General features: G+C 49.6%; 12 protein-coding genes. 4 read left to right on the top strand and 8 right to left on the bottom strand.

Annotated features, from left to right (window positions below; all coding sequences use genetic code 11):
- Positions 1 to 283: 283 nt before the first annotated feature.
- The 7 genes from DWU89_RS07205 to hypD form a co-directional block, all read right to left on the bottom strand.
- Complete coding sequence (locus DWU89_RS07205; RefSeq protein ID WP_115498970.1) at positions 284 to 1,627, bottom strand: citrate/2-methylcitrate synthase; 1,344 nt, start codon at positions 1,625 to 1,627, stop codon at positions 284 to 286.
- A gap of 294 nt (positions 1,628 to 1,921) precedes the next feature.
- Positions 1,922 to 3,181, bottom strand: coding sequence for an NADP-dependent isocitrate dehydrogenase (gene icd / locus DWU89_RS07200; RefSeq protein ID WP_115498969.1), 1,260 nt, complete (start codon positions 3,179 to 3,181; stop codon positions 1,922 to 1,924).
- Complete coding sequence (locus DWU89_RS07195) at positions 3,178 to 5,436, bottom strand: aconitate hydratase (RefSeq protein ID WP_115498968.1); 2,259 nt, start codon at positions 5,434 to 5,436, stop codon at positions 3,178 to 3,180. Before DWU89_RS07195 ends, icd begins: the two co-directional genes overlap by 4 nt.
- Before the next feature lie 169 nt (positions 5,437 to 5,605).
- Entirely contained in the window at positions 5,606 to 7,246 is a 1,641-nt protein-coding gene (locus DWU89_RS07190) for a bifunctional aspartate transaminase/aspartate 4-decarboxylase (protein WP_115498967.1), read from the bottom strand.
- A 72-nt stretch (positions 7,247 to 7,318) separates the two neighbouring features.
- A complete protein-coding gene (aspT, locus tag DWU89_RS07185; protein WP_115498966.1) occupies positions 7,319 to 9,019 on the bottom strand; it encodes an aspartate-alanine antiporter in 1,701 nt (566 codons plus the stop codon).
- Between the two features lie 118 nt (positions 9,020 to 9,137).
- The gene (locus tag DWU89_RS07180; protein ID WP_115498965.1) at positions 9,138 to 10,043 is read right to left on the bottom strand and encodes a glycyl-radical enzyme activating protein; all 906 of its coding nucleotides are present in this window, start codon (positions 10,041 to 10,043) and stop codon (positions 9,138 to 9,140) included.
- Positions 10,044 to 10,077: 34 nt separating this feature from the next.
- Positions 10,078 to 12,516: a trans-4-hydroxy-L-proline dehydratase gene (hypD, locus tag DWU89_RS07175; protein WP_115499025.1), complete on the bottom strand. Its 2,439-nt coding sequence runs from the start codon at positions 12,514 to 12,516 to the stop codon at positions 10,078 to 10,080.
- Positions 12,517 to 13,577: 1,061 nt separating this feature from the next.
- Here hypD and DWU89_RS07170 point away from each other — a divergent pair.
- Together DWU89_RS07170 and DWU89_RS07165 are read left to right on the top strand one after the other, a co-directional pair.
- Complete coding sequence (locus DWU89_RS07170; RefSeq protein ID WP_115498964.1) at positions 13,578 to 14,426, top strand: DUF3737 family protein; 849 nt, start codon at positions 13,578 to 13,580, stop codon at positions 14,424 to 14,426.
- 12 nt (positions 14,427 to 14,438) lie between these two features.
- Positions 14,439 to 15,599: a MalY/PatB family protein gene (locus tag DWU89_RS07165; protein ID WP_115498963.1), complete on the top strand. Its 1,161-nt coding sequence runs from the start codon at positions 14,439 to 14,441 to the stop codon at positions 15,597 to 15,599.
- A 4-nt stretch (positions 15,600 to 15,603) separates the two neighbouring features.
- Here DWU89_RS07165 and DWU89_RS07160 read toward each other — a convergent pair whose 3' ends face one another.
- On the bottom strand, positions 15,604 to 16,434 hold the full coding sequence (locus DWU89_RS07160) for an endonuclease VIII (protein WP_115498962.1): 831 nt from the start codon (positions 16,432 to 16,434) through the stop codon (positions 15,604 to 15,606).
- Between the two features lie 122 nt (positions 16,435 to 16,556).
- Between DWU89_RS07160 and DWU89_RS07155 the strand changes: the two genes are divergently transcribed.
- Positions 16,557 to 17,570, top strand: coding sequence for an N-acetylmuramoyl-L-alanine amidase family protein (locus tag DWU89_RS07155; protein WP_115498961.1), 1,014 nt, complete (start codon positions 16,557 to 16,559; stop codon positions 17,568 to 17,570).
- Positions 17,571 to 17,644: 74 nt separating this feature from the next.
- Entirely contained in the window at positions 17,645 to 18,880 is a 1,236-nt protein-coding gene (locus DWU89_RS07150) for an anaerobic sulfatase-maturation protein (RefSeq protein WP_115498960.1), read from the top strand.

Below are 18,880 nucleotides of genomic sequence, written 5' to 3'. Positions count from 1 at the left end.
AAAGATTAATTTTTATAGCATCAATACCATGACGGGATATGTCTAAAGTAAGTTTTAATGCTTTAGCATGTCATTGCGGGATGTGTCAAAAGTAAGTCCTAACGCTTTAGCGTGTCATTGCGGGCTTGACCCGCAACCTCATACTAATTACTGTAAGTCAGTTTAGTATGAGATGGCGGGTCAAGCCCGCCAGGACATAGACGCTATAAATGAAACTTTAACAAGCCCGCCAGGACACAGACGCTATAAATGAAACTTTAACATACGGTCGTACATACAGCGTTTACCTTTCGGCAATCGGCGTATAAGTCTGCTCTTCGAGTACATTCTTGTAGGCCGGGCGGATGATGCGCTTTCCTTCGAAGTTCAGTTCTTCGATGCGGTGGGCGGTCCAGCCGACGATACGGGCCATGGCGAACAACGGCGTGTAAATTTCCTGTGGAAGCCCAATCATTTCATAAACGAAGCCGGAATAGAAATCGACGTTCGAAGAGACGCGTTTCTTCGTTCCCTTATGCTTGGCGAAACATTCGATGGCACGTTCTTCGAGCAATTCGAGGAAGGCAAACTCTTCTTCGCGTCCTTTCTCCTTCGCCAGATCGCGTGCCAACTCTTTCAGGACGACGGCGCGGGGGTCGGAGATCGTATAGACGGCATGGCCGATACCGTAGATCAAGCCGGTCTTGTTATAAGCGTCTTTATTCAGCATCCGCATGAAGTAGGTATCTATCTCGTCGATGTTCTTCCAGTCGGCGATGTTTTCCTTCAAGTGGTGGAACATATCGACTACCTGGATATTGGCGCCTCCATGCAACGGGCCTTTCAACGAGCCGATACCGGCGGCAATGGATGAATAGGTGTCCGTACCGGTGGAACTGGTCACGCGGACAGTGAAAGTCGAGTTATTACCGCCGCCGTGTTCAGCCTGCAAGACAAGCAACAGGTCCAGTGTGCGTGCCTCCAGGTCGGTAAAGTCTTTCTTGAGCATATGGAGGAAGTTCTCGGCAATCGACAGATTCTCGTGCGGGTGGCGGATATGCAGCGAACGGCCCTGCTGGCTGTGACGGTAAATATTGTAGGCATAGGCGATGATGGTCGGGAAGCGCGAGATCAGTTCGATCGACTGACGCATCAGGTTGTCGCGCGACGTGTCGTCGGGGTTCGGATCGAAGGTGTACATTTCAAGCACGCTGCGTGCCAGTATGTTCATGATATTCTGTCCTTCGAGGTCGAGGATGTTCATCTTCGTTTTCTGTTCGAGCGGCATGCTGTCGCAGATTAGTTCCCTGAAACCCGCCAACTCTTCCTTGTCGGGAAGCTTTCCGGAGAGGAGCAGGTAGGCAACCTCTTCGAAACCAAAACGTTTTTCCTTGATCAGACCATGCGCGATGTCTTCCACGTCGTATCCGCGGTAAAAGAGTTTTCCGGGGATTGCTTTCAAGCCGCCTTCCGGTAAGCGTTCGTAGCCGACAACGTTACCTATTTTTGTCAGACCTACCAGTACGCCTGTACCGTCTTCGTTACGAAGCCCGCGCTTCACATTGTATTTTGGAAACAAATCGTTGTCTATTTTGCAAGCCTCTTTGGATGCGTCAGACAGTTTGTAAATGATATATTCCTTTTTCATCGTAGTAAATTTAAATTACATTCATATTATAAAAAACTTATTGCATTATCCGTAAAACACGTTTTATAGTGCTATGTCACGCGATTTAGTACTGTAAAACGTGTTTTATGGTATGAAAGCATATACTTTTGCTCTGTAAAACGTGTTTTATGGTATGAAAGCATATGCTTTTGCACTGTAAAACGTGTTTTATGGTATGAAAGCATATGCTTTTGCACTGTAAAACGTGTTTTACGGTATGAAAGCACGTACTTTTGCACTATAAAACGTGTTTTACGGAAATTACCGACAGCTTTATAGTATCGACATTACATATTCACCGAACTCTCTTGTTCCGAGTGAATGACCGTTCGGCATAAAACGTGCCAGATCGTGTGTTGCCCGTCCTTCGGTAAAAGCGTGTTCGAGTGCGGCGGTGATCAATCGTCCGGCTTCGTTCCAGCCCATATATTCCAGCATCATGACGGAGGAGAGCAGAAGTGAACAGGGGTTGACGATGTTCTTGCCGGCAATGTTAGGCGCTGTCCCGTGGGTTGCCTCGAAGATGGCGTAACCGCTGTCGTAATTAATATTGGCTCCCGGAGCGATGCCGATGCCGCCAACCATTGCCGCAAGCTGGTCGGAGACATAGTCGCCGTTCAGGTTCAACGTGGCGACGACGGAATATTCTTCCGGAATCAGCAGGGTGTTCTGCAGGAAAGCGTCGGCTATCACATCCTTGATGACAACCCGTCCGGCTGCTTCCGCCTCCAAAAGAGCGGCTGCGGCGGCGTCTTCTCCCCGCTCCTTCTTGATTTTCTCATATTGGGGCCAGGTAAATGTCTTGTCGGCAAACTCGCGTTCAGCCAACGCGTAGCCCCAGAGTTTGAAACCGCCTTCGGTAAACTTCATGATATTGCCTTTGTGTACTAACGTGACACTTGGCAGATGGTTCGTGATGGCAAACTCGATGGCGGCGCGGACCAGACGTTCCGTTCCTTCCACAGAAACCGGTTTTACACCGAACGAGGAGCTTTCGGGAAAACGGACCTTCGTCACCCCCATCTCTTCGGTCAGGAAGCGGAGGAATTTGCTGGCCTCGGGCGTCCCCTGCTGCCATTCGATACCGGCATAGATGTCTTCGGTGTTCTCGCGGAAGATATACATATCGACCTTTTCGGGCGCTTTGACAGGCGTCTCCACCCCGCGGAACCAGCGCACGGGACGCAGGCAGACGTATAGATCGAGCGTTTGCCTGAGGGCGACGTTGAGTGAACGGATACCACCACCGATAGGTGTCGTGAGCGGTCCCTTGATCCCGATCATGTACTGGCGGAAGGCGTCCATCGTCTCGTCGGGCAACCAGCTACCGGTTTGCTTGAAAGCTTTCTCACCTGCCAACACTTCCTTCCATTCGATTGCCCGCTGCCCGCCATAGGCACGGCCGATCGCTTCGTTGACAATACGCTGGCAGATCGGGGTGATCTCGGCGCCGACGCCGTCACCCTCGATAAAGGGAATCGTTACTTTATCGGGAACGACCAAGCGCCCGTTTTCTTTTGTTATTCTGTTCATATGCTTAACTGTTTATTTGTATTCAACGCCGAACCTGCTTTGAACCATTTTATTTGCAAGTCGTTATAGGTATGATTGACGGCGAAGGATTCTTCCGTGCCGTCGGCATGGTAGAGGATGGCGGTCAATGGGCGGCCGGGAGCAAAGTCTTTCAAGCCGATGATCGAGAGCTTGTCTTCTTCGCGTACCCTGTCATAATCACGCTTGTCGGCAAATGTAAGGGCGAGCATTCCCTGTTTCTTCAGATTCGTTTCATGTATGCGGGCGAAGCTTTTGGCAAGGATTGCTTTCACATTCAGGAAACGGGGTTCCATGGCGGCATGTTCGCGGGAAGAGCCTTCCCCATAATTTTCTTCCGCTACGACGATAGAGGAGATGCCTTTCGATTTATATAGTTTCGCAACGGCGGAGACGGCTTCATATTCACCGGTCAGCTGGTTCAGCACGCTGTTTGTCTTTCCTGTGAAAGCGTTCACGGCTCCCATCAGCATATTGTCCGAAATGTTTTCTAAATGTCCGCGGAAGCGAAGCCAGGGGCCGGCCATCGAGATATGGTCGGTCGTGCATTTGCCTTCGGCTTTCAGCAGGAGCGGCATATCGATCAGGTCCTTTCCGTCCCAGGCGACAAAAGGCTTCAAGGCCTGCAGGCGGTTTGATTCGGGATTGATTACGACTTCGATGTTCCCGCCTGTCGGAGCTAAATAGCCTTTGTCTTTCACGTCGAAGCCATTTGGCGGGAAGTCCGTTCCTTCCGGTTCTTTCAGCTTGACTTCGCGGCCGTCGGCAGTCTTTAAGGTATCGGTCAGCGGATTGAAACAAAGGTCTCCCGCGATGGTCAGCACCAGTGTCAGTTCCGGGGAAGCGACAAAAGCATGCGTGTTCGGATTGCCATCCGCACGTTTGGCGAAATTTCTGTTAAAGGAGGTAACGATGGAATTTTTGCGGGTGTTATCGTCGGTATGCCGTTTCCATTGTCCGATGCACGGACCGCAGGCGTTCGCCATGATCGTAGCGCCGATCTTCTCGAAATCTCCGATCAGCCCGTCGCGCTCGGCGGTATAGCGGATCTGTTCGGACCCGGGGTTGATGATAAGCGGGGCGGCCACCGGAATCTTATCGTCAGCTGCCTGACGGGCAATCGAAGCGGCGCGGCTAAGGTCCTGATAGGAAGAGTTCGTACAAGAACCGATCAGCCCCACTTCCATCCGGCGGGGCCAGCCGTTTTCTTTTACCTTTGCGGCAAACTCGGATATCGGCGTGGCGGCATCCGGCGTGAACGGGCCGTTGATATGCGGCTCCAACTCGGAGAGATTGATGACGATCACGCGGTCGTAGAAGGAGTCCGGCTGTGCCTTTACGTCCATATCGGCTTCCAGGTCATCGGAGATGGCGGTTGCCCATTCGGCTACGCTGTCGCGTCCCGTAGCACGCAGATAAGTGGCCATGTTCAGGTCGAAGGGGAAGAGGGAAGTCGTGGCTCCTACCTCGGCGCCCATATTGCAGATCGTCGCTTTTCCGGTTGCAGAGAGGGAGGCCGTTCCAGGACCGAAGTATTCGATGATAGCGTTCGTCCCGCCCTTCACAGTCAGAATCCCTGCTAATTTCAAAATCACGTCTTTCGGCGAGGCCCATCTGCTGAGACTGCCGGTGAGCTTGACGCCGATCAGTTTCGGCATCTTCAATTCCCACTCCATGCCGGTCATCACATCCACGGCGTCAGCGCCTCCCACTCCGATGGCGATCATTCCTAAGCCACCGGCATTCGGTGTGTGCGAGTCGGTTCCCACCATCATGCCTCCGGGGAATGCATAATTCTCCAACACGACCTGATGAATGATCCCGGCTCCGGGTTTCCAGAAGCCGATGCCGTATTTGTCGGAGACGGACTTCAGGAAGTCATAGACCTCGCTGTTGCTTTGTGTAGCGGTGGCAATATCGGTCTTAGCTCCCATATTTGCCTGGATCAGATGGTCGCAATGCACGGTCGCCGGAACGGCTGATTTTGCCTTTCCTGCATTCATAAACTGGAGCAATGCCATCTGTGCGGTAGCATCCTGCATCGCCACACGGTCCGGCCGGAAGTTCACATAGTCTTCACCGCGACGGTATGCGTGGATATCCGATTCATTATACAGATGTGCATATAGGATTTTTTCAGCCAGGGTCAACGGGCGGCCAAGGTGTTTACGGGCGGCATCCACCCGTTTCGGGAAATTAGAATAAAAGCTTCTCAGCATGTCAATGTCGTACACCATATCTATTCGTTTTAATTGTTAATCATGTAAGTGTTGTAAAAATAGTATATAAACAGATACCTTTCAGTCAATAATTTCTATGGTCTGATAAAGGATATCTATAAACAGGGATTCCCGCGACGTCTATTAATAGAACGTGGCGGGAATCTGTTTTGTTCAATGACTTCATTTATTTCTCCAACGACTCTTTCCATTTAGCCGCATAACTGTGCAGGATGGAGGCGATCCCCTGCCCGATACGTACGTAATCTTCCCGCTTCAGGTTGGCAAGCGAGCAACGGATGGACCATTCAGGCGCATCGAACCCGCCGCCGTTCAGCAGCACCAAAGAGGTTTCCTGCGCAAGCCGGAATACGACGTCGACCGGCTCGTAGTTCTCTTGCAGATACTCCACAAAGCCGTCTCCGTAGAACTTCTTCGCCCAGACCAACATATCGATCTCGCTGTAATAGCCTGCCCGGAGCGGATCGTCGAGCAAGACGAAGCCGGTGTTCTCCCAAAGCGTGTGCAGGCGGTCGTGTATGACCTGTTGCATCTTTTTCTTATAAGCGTTCTCATGATCTAACAAGGAGAACGAGGCGAACAGGGCCATCTGTGTTTGTTGCGGTAAAGAGAGTCCGGCTGTATGATTCAGCGCCACCTGGCGGCTGTCGGCAACCATGCGGTCGATGAAGCGTATCTTTTCCGGATGCAGGGAGAGGCTGCTGTAACGCTTCTTCAACTGTTCCTGGCGTTCTGCCGGCAACTCCTTGATCATCCGGTCGTAAATATTGTTCTCATGCAGGGCGATAACGGCCAGACGCCAACCTGTCGCTCCGAAATATTTGGAGAAGGAATAGACGCAAAGAGTGTTTTCGGGCAGTTCCGCCATAATGGAACGAAAGTCCGGGATGTATGTGGCGTAGACATCGTCCGTGATGATCATCAGATTGGGATTATCGTGGCGGACAATGTCGACAATACGCTGCATCAGCTCCGGCGTCAGTCCGTACGAAGGCGGATTGCTCGGATTGACGAGGAAGGCGGCCTTGACGGCGGGATCTTTCAGGACATCGAGGTCTTTTTCCAGATATTGCCAGGTGTGATAGCCTTCGTGAGTCATTTTACAGGCATGGATTTCGGTTACATCGAACAGGTAGCGGGCTTGTTCCGGAATCTCTATGTAGGGAGTGAATACCGGAGCAAACAAAACGATCTTATCTCCGCGGTTCAGCAGGAAATTTTGTTGGAGGGAATCGAAGATATAGCACATGGCTGCCGTCCCTCCTTCTGTCGCAAAAAGATCGAACCGGCCTTTCGGCGGGCGGTTATTGCATAGTTCCTGTTTCAGGTAGTCTTCGACAAGGACTTCTGTATATTTCAGGATGCGGTCGGGAACGGGATACTGGTCACCGATGACTCCCTCCGCCCATTCGTGCACCAAGTCGTTTTCATCAATTCCCTTTTCATTCACCAGGTAATCGTATGTATCTTTCAACAGCGCCATACCGGGAGAGCCGGCGTGTTTGACCAGGAATTGGGTGAAACGGGAAGCGATGCGTTTCTTATCGGGGACGCCGGCAATGCCGACCATCCCTTCGCTAAACTCAGTGCTACGGGCACATTCTTCCAACCCGAACTGCCCGAGCAGGAAGAAGGCTTCGCGGGGGACGGTGCTGATCCAGTTCGGGTTGCCGCGTCCGGCGTTCAGCATGATATGGGTACTTTTGCGGGCGCTCTCATCCGCCAGCTCTATCAGGATATTCTTCAGCTCGAACGGGCTGATCTCCGACATCTTCTTTTCGTATTCACGAGTGATTTTGTGTTGCATAAGGAATAAATTAATGAATATATTATGTATTTGGTAGAGACGCACGGCCGTGCGTCTCTACACACAGATAAATCAGGTCATCAAAAGGACAATAACAACACCCCAAATGATCAGAAGCGTATTGCCGACAGCATATGTGACCGTGTAGCCCAATGCCGGCGTCTGACTTTCGACTGCATCTTCGACGGCTCCTAAGGCAGCCGTTGTGGTACGGGCGCCGGAGGTGCAGCCTAACGTGATAGCGGGGTGGAACTTGAAAACATACTTTCCCAACAGTACACCGACAAGCAACGGAATAGCCGTAGCCAATGCCCCGATAAAGAAGAGGCTGATTCCAACTTCCTTCAACCCGGTGACAAAGCTGGGGCCGGCGGTAATCCCGACAACGGCAATGAACATATTCAACCCAACATTATTCAACACCCAAAGCGATGGCTCCGGAATACGGCCGAAGGTCGGATGCTTCGAACGCAGCCAGCCAAAGAACAGTCCGGCTATCAGCGCACCGCCGCTCGTACTCAAACTGATGGGCACTCCTCCGAAATGGATGGCTAACGAACCGACCACGCCTCCCAGGAAGATACCGAGCCCGACAAAGATCATATCCGTCTGGTTCGTCGGACGGTCGGCATAGCCTAACATATCGGCGGCGGCGTTTACCTCCAGTTTAGTACCGACCAGTTCCAGCATATCGCCCGGATCGATCCGGGTAGCAGGCAACACAGGGATGCTGACACCTGCCCTCTTGATGCTTTTGATACTGACGCCGTGCATAACAGGCTGTTTGCGGAGTTTGGCGACTGTCATGCCGGCGAATTTCTTGCGGGAGACCAACACAGGTAATGTCTCCGCCGGGAAATCTAACAGGTCGATATCGTTCACTTCGTCCCCAATCCAATTCTCCTCGCCAATCACAAACTCGCGACGGCCGCTCAACACGATCTCATTGCCTTCCAGAAGCATTTGATCCGGTTTTGCATCACGGATCACATGGTCTATGCGCACCCGTTCCACAAAAAGACGTCTGCCCTGTTCTTCCAGGTAATCTTCCAGTTCCTTGACTGTCTTACCGGCACCGAACCAATCGTTACTGATCTTGTAAGCCCGGAATGTGATCGGACGGGCGGCAGGCATAAAACCGGGTTGCTCGCTCTCGTCGTCAGTACCCATCTTCGCTTCCAGTTCGCGACAGGCCTTCTTGACCGATTCGATCCCGCCTAACAGACGGGGAGCCACATCGCTCATAATCCAGGCGGAACCTGCCGTACCGAAAATGTAAGAGACGGCATAGGCCACCGGCATCACATTTATCATACTCGTTTTGTCGGCATCCGGTATCCCTAATTGGTTAATCGTATCTTCCGCCACCCCTAACACTGCGGAGATCGTTTGCGAACCGGCCAACAGACCGGCTGCCTCGCCAGCCGAATAGCCCATGATCTTAGCCAGAACAAAAGGGGCGATCAGACAGAACAGACACATAACGACCGCAAACAGAACCTGCGGCAATCCCTCCTTCCTCAATCCCCGGAAGAATTGCGGGCCGACACTGTAGCCGACGGCGAACAGGAACAGCAGGAAGAAAACCGATTTCAACGGAGCACCTATCTCGATATGTAATTGTCCGATCAGGACACCGACCAGCAACACACTGGTGACCGTCCCCAACGTAAACTTTTTAATCTTAAACTTACCGATCCAGAAGCCGAAGGCCAAGGTGAGAAAGATAGCAAGCTCCGGATAATGTCGGAGCAAATTGGCAAACCATTCCATATATATCAATTTTTTGGCGTTAATAAAATTGATAATGAAACACAACAGGATAAAGAGTTGTTGTGTTAAACGGAATGAAACCTAAGTTAAAGCTTCTGGTGCACGCACAAATAATAAACTATCCTCCTATTGCCGTCTCGATCCCATAGTTGGCAAATATCCCGCGGCAACGTTCAACAGTCTCGTCCGATGGCGTAGCGAAAGCACAATGCCCGGGATTATAGATCGTTCCTAACTTCTCATGTTTCCCTTTCCCTATATCATGATATAGCAGCAGGTTCACCGTCCGGTATTTCCAGGGAAGGGACGCTAAAAACTCCGCGCTGCGGGTTATATTCTCTTCGTCCGCATTCACTCCTTCTATCAATGGGATACGCAGGTAAAAATCATGTCCCGCTTCGGCTATCATCCGGAGATTGGCGAGTATCGGCTCGTTCGGTACGCCGCAGAAATGCTTGTGCTTGGCCGAATCCATCTGTTTCAGGTCGACCAGGAAAAGCTCGCAGTTATCCATCACCTTCCGTACGATCTCGGGCCGGGCAAACAACGTCGTGTCGACAGCCCGGTGGATGCCCTGTTCGCCACAACGGCGCAACAGTTCGAGGAGTGGCTCCGGATGCAACAGCGGTTCTCCACCGCAAAACGTGACGCCCCCCTCCGAGCGGTCCATAAAGACCGTTTCTTTCTCTATCTCCTTCATCAACGCATCGGTTGAATACTCCGTGCCGGATATCTCCATTGCCAAAGCCGGACAGACTTCAGCACAGGTTCCGCAGAGCGTGCAACGCGTGCGATCCGTCACAATTCCATCCGGCGTCAATGTCAGCGCCTGTTCCGGACACGCCTTGACGCAAGTCTGGCAACCGATGCATTTCTTCTTCGTATAGAGCTTCTCTTTCCGGCTGGAAAGCCCTTCCGGATTATGGCACCACACACACGACAGGGGGCATCCTTTCATAAAGATCGTAATCCGGATGCCCGGCCCGTCGTTGATCGCATATCTCTTTATATCAAAAACCAGCATCTTTAATTATCAATTGTTAATTGTCAATTGTCAATTAAAACGCTTCCTGTTCCGTCCGCATAATCACATCCGCCTGCAGGTCGGCATTCATATCGTTAAAATAATCGCTGTATCCGGCAACGCGGACCAGCAAGTCACGGTAATCTTCCGGACATTTCTGAGCAGCATAAAGCGTCTCCGTATCAACAATATTAAACTGGATATGATGCCCGCCCAAAGCAAAATAACTGCGGATCAGGGAGGACAGCTTGGAAATGTCTTCTTCCCGCTTCAACAGGCTCGGAAGGAAACGCTGGTTGAGCAAGGTTCCGCCACTCTTCACCTGATCCAACTTGCCGAGCGATTTGATAACGGCAGACGGTCCGTGCGTGTCGGCACCATGCGACGGAGAAGTACCGTCCGAGATAGCCCGTCCGGCCAAACGTCCGTTCGGGGTAGCCCCCATCACCTTGCCAAAATACACATGGCAGGTCGTTGACAACATATTCAGGTGGAAACATTCGCCTTTCGTATTCGGCTTGCCCTCGATCGTATCATACAGGTCGTCGAAGACCTTAACCGCGATGCTGTCGGCATATTCATCGTCATTGCCGAAGAATGGCGTACGGTTCAAGATCATCTGCCGCATCGCTTCAGCCCCTTCGAAATTGTTTGCCATCGCTTTCAACAACTCGTCCATCGACCAGCGCTTATCTTCGAATATATGTTTCTTCAACGTAGACAGGCTGTCGGTAATCGTGCCGAGGCCGGTGCACTGGATATAGGTCGTGTTATAACGCGGACCACAGTTATAGTAATCACGTCCTTTCGCGATACAGTCATCAATAAAGAGGGACAGGAAAGTGGCAGGCGCATATTTGGCAAACATACGGTCTATATAGTTGCTGACGCGGACTTTCATATCCACGAAGTAACGGACCTGTTTCATAAAAGCGGCGTACAACTCGTCATAACCGGCAAAGCTGCGCGGATCGCCCGTCTCCAACCCGACCTTACGGCCGGAAACCGGATCGACGCCATTGTGCAACGTCACCTCTAAAATCTTCGGTACGTTCAGATACCCCGTCAGCACGTATGCCTCCTTACCGAACGCCCCGACTTCGATGCAGCCGCTGCAACCGCCTTCACGCGCGTCCTGCAGGGATTTCCCCTGGCGCATCAACTCCTGGATATACACATCCGGATTGAACACGGAAGGATAACCATGCCCCTGGCGGATCACCTTACATCCGGCACGCAGGAAACGTTCAGGCGTTCGGGCACTGATATGAATCGCACTGCCGGGTTGCAGGATATGCAGCTCTTCTATCGTCTCGAGCATGATGTAGGAGACTTCGCTCACACCGTCACTGCCATCGGATTTCACGCCACCGATATTCAGGTTCGTAAAGTCGTTATAAGTTCCGCTTTCCTTAGCCGTAATGCCTACTTTGGGAGGAGCCGTATGGTTGTTTACCTTAATAAAGAAGCAGGACATCAACTCTTTCGCCCTGTCACGCGTCAACGTGCCGTCGGCAATATCCTTTTCATAGAAAGGGGCCAGATGCTGGTCGAAATGACCTGGATTCATGGCATCCCAACCATTCAGCTCGGTAATCGTTCCCAGGTGGACAAACCAATACATCTGGATCGCTTCCCAATAATTACGCGGAGCATGAGCCGGTACCCATCGGCAAACTTCGGCGATACGGCGCAGTTCGGCGGCCCGTTTCGGGTCTGCCTCCGTCAGCGACATTTCGTCGGCCAGGTCTGCATGCCGTTCGGCTAACAGGATAGCGGCATCACAGGAGATAGACATAGCGGTCAACTCTTCCTGTTTGTCGGTTGCTTCGGGATCATTCATAAAGTCGAGGCTGTCGAGTTCCTTTTGGATACGCTCTTTCAAGTCCAGCAGGCCATATCGATAGACCTTGCCATCCAGAGCCGTATGCCCCGGAGCGCGTTGTTCCATAAATTCGGTGAACATGCCGACTTCATACGCATCTTTCCATTCTTGCGGGACATGGCTGAAGATACGTTCCCGTTGCGTACGCCCTTTCCAATAAGGGATCACTTCGCGTTCATAGGTATCGATATCTTCCTGGCTGATCGTATAACGTTGCAGTTCGCGGGTGTTCAGGACATGCAAATCCTCTACGCTATGGCAGGTCAGTTCGGGGAAAGTCGGTACACATTTAGGTTTCGGTCCGCGTTCCCCTACGATCAGTTCGTCCTTACCGATATAGATTGTCTTTTGCTTGCATATCTCATAAAAATTCATGGCCCGGAGAATCGGAATCGGATACTTTCCGTAGTTTTCCTGGTAGAAACGGGTTTCTATCAAGGCGCGTTCAATAGACAGGGAGGGCTCGGCATCGAACGTTTCCTGACGAAGACGTTTGATCCGGTCGTTCATTCCATAAGCGTTTGCCTCTACTGCAGGGGCAAAATTTGAGGCACTATGCGGTGCACGCTGAGCTGTGATTGTTGTCATATTTATATAAGGCTTTTCGCTGGCAACAGCCAACGACATTGTGTTTATTAAGTACATAAATAGAATTGATCTTCTACCGGGAAGTGGTAAAAGGGAAAAAAGAAAAACTGCCTGTTAAGCAATCAGGCAATTGAACAGCCGTCTATAAGATTTAACGAGCATATTACAATAGTTTAAAACCAACACCTTACATTAAGTGCATGGACTGCCGCAAATATATACATTTTTCGGAATAAGACAATAAAAGAGTCTAAAATTAATGATGAAAACCCAGAGTGTCAGTTCCACTCTTACAAAATTAAGAGAGAAGGGTGAGACGCGACACAGGGGGGCTTATTGTATAAAACGCATTTTTCAGCTCCAAAAGACCTCCGAAACCAAACAAATGTTAATCCGTTTTTTTGGCCTCAAAAAGAGACTTTTTCCTCTTTTTCGAGCATTTTCCGCCATTACGACCGTCCTAATCTCCATTACGACCGTGCTAATGTGTAGTGCACTCGGCACCTCGCGAAGATTAGGACGGTCATAATGGCGATTTGGACGGTCGTAATTGAAAAGAGGACCGTTTTCAGGGCAAAAAAGTACCTGAATTTCCTTGCGATATTTGGGACGCCGTCCGTTTTATTTTCAAATATTCGATTCTCCGGGAGTTAAGGTTTATCACTTTATCGGTGTTTATGCCTTCCGGCAATCAAAAAGAATGCTTTTCGGAACGGGCTGCGCACCTCACCCCGCCTATTGTCAGACAGGAAGGGATAAACATGGAAAAAAGTCAAACCAAAATCGATCAAGATTTCGGACGAAATAGAAAAACCGCCAAAAAGAGGGTTATTGTAAATTCCGTGTTAGAAACATTGCAATATCCTGTAATAAATACTATAATTTGTCTATCAAGAATACGTGCGACACAATCTCCTTCAACAATCAGTAATATAGGTAATAATACCTGTAATTTGTCTACAAAGCAAGAGAATGCTTTGGTGTACATTTGCAATGTAGAAAGCAGGATATCATTTTAAAGAATATCCGGAATAAATAAATTAATAATGAGTAATTGAATAATGGAACAGATTAAAAACAGGGAATACGGAGGTGAACGCCCCCTATTCGCCACCCATGATCTTCAACTGGAAAACGTAATAATCCATACGGGGGAATCCGCATTAAAGGAATGTAGTAATATCATCGCTGTAAACTGCCGTTTTGAAGGGAAATATCCTTTTTGGCACAATGACGGATTTGTCATCAAGAACTGCCTCTTTACGGAAGGCGCACGCGCCGCACTCTGGTATTCCCGAAACCTGCAAATGACAAATACGATAGTAGAAGCTCCGAAAATGTTTCGCGAGATGGACGGGATAAAGTTAGAAAACGTACAAATCCCCAATGCACTGGAAACTTTCTGGCACTGTCGTAACGTCGAACTGAAGAATGTGCAGATCGACAAAGCGGATTATCTGTTTATGCACGGCGAAAATATCCGTATCAAGAACTATTCCCAGAACGGGAACTATTCCTTCCAGTATTGTAAGAACGTAGAAATCCGGAACGCGGTCATCAACTCGAAAGATGCATTTTGGAACACAGAGAATGTGACGGTGTATGACTCCGAACTGAACGGTGAATATCTGGGGTGGCATTCGCACAACCTGCGCCTGGTTAATTGCAAGATTTCCGGCACGCAATCACTCTGTTATACACATAATCTGATTATGGAAAACTGCACAATGGCGGACGATGCCGACCTGTGTTTTGAATACAGCAGCGTGCAAGCAACCATAAACGGCCCCGTGCATAGTGTGAAAAATCCAAGTAGCGGCAGCATTACAGCCGAAAGTTATGGTGAAATCATCATCGACGAGAATATTAAAGCACCCGGAAACTGCGAATTGAAATTGTGGGATAATTAATACATTCGACAAATGAAATATAATTTTGACGAGATAATTCCCCGTCGCGGGACGAACTCTTATAAATGGGATATGGCAGAGGATCAAGATATCCTGCCAATGTGGGTGGCCGATATGGATTTCCGTACGGCTCCCGCTGTAATCGAAGCATTACGGAAACGGGTGGAACATGGTATTTTCGGGTACACGAAAGTTCCTCCCGCCTATTATGATGCAATCGGAAACTGGTTCAGACGGAGGCACGGCTGGAAAATAGAGAAAGAATGGATCATCTATACGACAGGTGTCGTCCCGGCCCTTTCGGCTGTTATCAAAGCACTGACAGTTCCCGGCGACCGGATATTGGTGCAGACGCCGGTCTATAATTGCTTCTTCTCCTCCATCCGAAATAACGAATGCGAAATAATCGCCAATCCGCTTATCTATGAGAATGAGACCTACAGGATCGATTTCGAGGACCTGGAGAGGAAAGCGGCCGATCCGAAAGTAAAACTGCTCCTGTTGTGTAACCCACATAATCCGGCAGGAAGAGTCTGGACACGGCGGGAGTTGACGCGCATCGGAGAAATCTGCCTCCGTCATCATGTGTGGGTCGTAGCAGATGAAATCCATTGCGAATTGGTCTTTCCCGGACATACATACACTCCTTTTGCTTCGATCTCGGAAGAATTCCTGATGCATTCCGTCACTTGCACTTCGCCGAGCAAAGCGTTCAACCTGGCAGGATTGCAGATTGCCAATATCTTTTCTGCCGATGCGGACGTACGTGCCAAGATAGACAAGGCGATCAACATCAACGAAGTTTGTGACGTAAATCCGTTCGGCGTCGAAGCGCTGATGGCCGCCTACAACGAAGGCGGAGAATGGCTGGAAGAGTTGAAACGCTACCTTCTCGACAATTATGATTACCTGAAAATGTATTTCAAAGCGCATCTTCCGCAATATCCCGTGACAGTGTTGGAAGGGACCTACTTAGTATGGGTCAATTGCTCGGTTCTGAAACAATCCTCCCAAGATATTGCACACGCATTGCTCGATAAAGAAAAGCTATGGGTGAACGAAGGCAGCCTATACGGTGAAGCGGGCGAGAATTTCATCCGCATCAATATCGCCTGCCCCCGAAAAACCCTGACTGATGGCTTGGATAGGCTGAAACTTGCATTAACAATATGAAGGTTCATACATGGAGCGGCTGGCAGTCCGGGCAGAAATAGACCGTGCCTCCTAAATAAGCCTCTTTGGATATGATTCCGCCGCAACATGGGCAGGGGGACATATATGTATTCTTGGACAGGACAGACCGGTAACGGCCTCTGTTTCCCAGGAAGTCTGTTTCCGTATCGCGTCCTCCCCCGTCGGTCATCGCCTGCAAGGTGTTTTTGAGGGAATGGAAAAGTGCTGTTTTATCCGTATCGGACAGGGAATGGATCTTACGCTTCGGATGCAGTTTCGCATTAAAGAGAATATCTTGCAAGACGCCATTTCCAAGTCCGGGAATCCGCTGTTCCGTCGCCAAGAATGCTTTTACGGATATGTTCTTCTGTTCGGCAGCCAGCTTCCCTTCGAAAAAGGATTCGTCAAACTGTTCACTCAAGGGAGAAACACTTTCAAGACTCAGCGTATGGTATTTATTGTCTAACGTATGGCGGAAAACAGAAATACTTCCGTACATACTTGTCGTAAAGCTTACGAATGACTCATCATCGAACGTAATCAGCAGTTGGTACTTCGACGGTACCGGATCGCCCGGACGCCCGTAGCGCATATTGATCCCGTCTGAAATACAGAGAAAGACATCTTCGTCCATACAAACGTCGACAAAAATACCCTTTCCTACGGCAGATATAACTGTCCTTCCAACTAAAGAATCCCTGATTTCCTCCGGAGTTCCACTGAAAAAAGTAAACTTGTGCAAATGGGTGGCACCATACACATTTGTTATACAGCGCCCGGCAAGAGTCTGTTCCACTTGGCGGCCAATCGTAATAGCTTCGGGTAATTCAATCATATTAATAATATATTTGCGATTACTACATACAGTCAGACAAATATAATGAAACAAAATCAAGCATATTTTATTATCCCGGGAAAAAATTCTATTTTTGTCTACATTTAGTAATTTATACACCAATGAAGGTCAAACTTAGTATTATACTATCGCTTTTAATCACCCTGCTTTGCGCCAACCAGTTACAAGCTCAGGAGAAGGCTTTCCCGAAAAAAGGGGAAGGCATCGCTCTTTTTCTGAAACGCCACAACCGCACCGGCGCAGACTATCAGAAGCAATTCATCGAGCTAAATAAAAGCAAATTAGGAAAAGGCAATACCCTGCGGATGGGAGTCAAATATACGCTTCCGCCTTTACAAGGTAAGGAAGCCGCCGTTGCTGCGGCCAAACGGGCGAACCACGAACCGTTGTTCGGCAAGGAACTTGCTTCCTACAAGGTAACCTCGTCCGAACTGAAAGGCGCCTGCTTCTATTTAGTCAGCGGGCATGGAGGGCCCGACCCCGGCGCAATCGGACGGATCGGTTCCGTTGAGCTGCACGAAGACGAATATGCCTACGACATTGTCCTGCGCCTGGCGCGCAACCTGATGATGAAAGGCGCCAAAGTGCACATCATCATACAGGATGCCAAAGACGGAATCAGGAACGACAAATACCTGAGCAACAGCAAGCGAGAAACTTGTATGGGAAGCCCGATCCCCTTCAACCAGGTACGCCGCCTGCAACAGCGGTGCGATAAGATAAACACCTTGTTCAAACAGGATAAATATGCTTACAAGCGGGCAATCTTCGTACATGTGGACAGCCGTAACAAAGGACATCAGACGGACGTGTTCTTCTACCACCAGGATAAAAACTCCGAAAGCAAGAACCTGGCCAAGACCATGCGATCGACTTTCACGCACAAATATAACAAGCACCAGCCTGGACGCGGGTTTACCGGGACAGTGGACGGACGCAACCTGTATGTCTTGCGCCACACGACACCGGCTTCCGTCTTTGTCGAATTAGGCAACATCCAGAACAGTTTCGACCAGCAACGGATCATCCTGAGCGACAACCGCCAGGCATTAGCAAACTGGTTATGCGAAGGCTTTGTTACCGATTATAACCGTTATAAGAAAAAAACACGGTAAAAAAGTAACACCCGTTCGTTAAAAAGACTACATTTGCAATTGAAACTAAATAAGAACATCGTTTTAAACATACCATGAGTAATCCTTATATATCCCCGTTCGCTAAACCCGTATATGTAATGCTGAAGCCCGTCGGATCGGTTTGTAACCTGGCGTGCGAATACTGCTATTACCTCGAGAAAGGAAAACTTTACCCCGAGGTGAAAAATCATATCATGAGCGAACAGCTGCTGGAGAAATTCATCAAGGACTATTTAGAATGCCAGACGATGCCGCAGGTTCTTTTTACCTGGCATGGCGGCGAAACGTTGATGCGCCCTATCAGTTTCTACAAGAAAGCGCTGGAGCTGCAACGCAAATACGGGCGCGGACGGCAGATAGACAACTGCATCCAGACTAACGGGACACTGCTGAACGACGACTGGTGCCGTTTCTTCAAAGAAAACAATTTCCTTGTAGGCGTTTCGATAGACGGCCCGCAGGAGTTTCACGACGAATACCGCCGGAATAAACAGGGGCTTCCCTCCTTTTATAAAGTGATGAAGGGAATCGAACTGCTGAAAAAGCACGGTGTGGAATATAATGCAATGGCGGTCGTAAACGATTATAATGTGGATTACCCGCTGGACTTCTACAACTTTTTCAAGGAAATAGACTGCCATTACATCCAGTTCGCCCCTATCGTAGAACGTCTCGGGTTCCATCAGGACGGGACGTTACTGACTTCACCGGAGCAGCAAGACGCCAACATCAAACTGGCGCCCTTTACGGTAGACGCCGGGAAATGGGGTGATTTCCTTTGCGCGATCTTTGACGAATGGCTGAAAGAAGATGTCGGCAACTATTATATCCAACTTTTCGACTCTACATTAGCAAACTGGGTGGGCGAACAGCCGGGCGTTTGTACGCTGGCACGCACCTGTGGACATGCCGGAGTGATGGAGTTCAACGGCGATGTATATGCCTGCGACCATTTTGTATTTCCCGAATATAAGTTAGGTAATATCTATACCCAGACACTTACCGAAATGATGTACAGCCAGCACCAACTGAAGTTTGGTGCCGATAAATACGAAAAGCTCCCTACGCAGTGTAAGGAGTGCGACTATTTGTTCGCCTGCAACGGCGAGTGCCCCAAGAACCGTTTCCTTCACACGGCAAACGGCGAACCCGGACTGAACTATCTTTGTAAAGGATATAAGAAATTCTTCAAACATGTGGCTCCTTATATGGACTTCATGAAAAAAGAACTGTTGGCACAACGCCCGCCTGCCAACGTGATGCAATGGGCAAAAGACAATAAACTATAA

Origin of the sequence: Parabacteroides acidifaciens, assembly GCF_003363715.1 — a bacterium.
GTDB classification, from domain to species: domain Bacteria; phylum Bacteroidota; class Bacteroidia; order Bacteroidales; family Tannerellaceae; genus Parabacteroides; species Parabacteroides acidifaciens.
The sequence above is the reverse complement of the archived record's forward strand: the minus strand, read 5'-3'. Positions and strand labels throughout refer to the sequence as shown.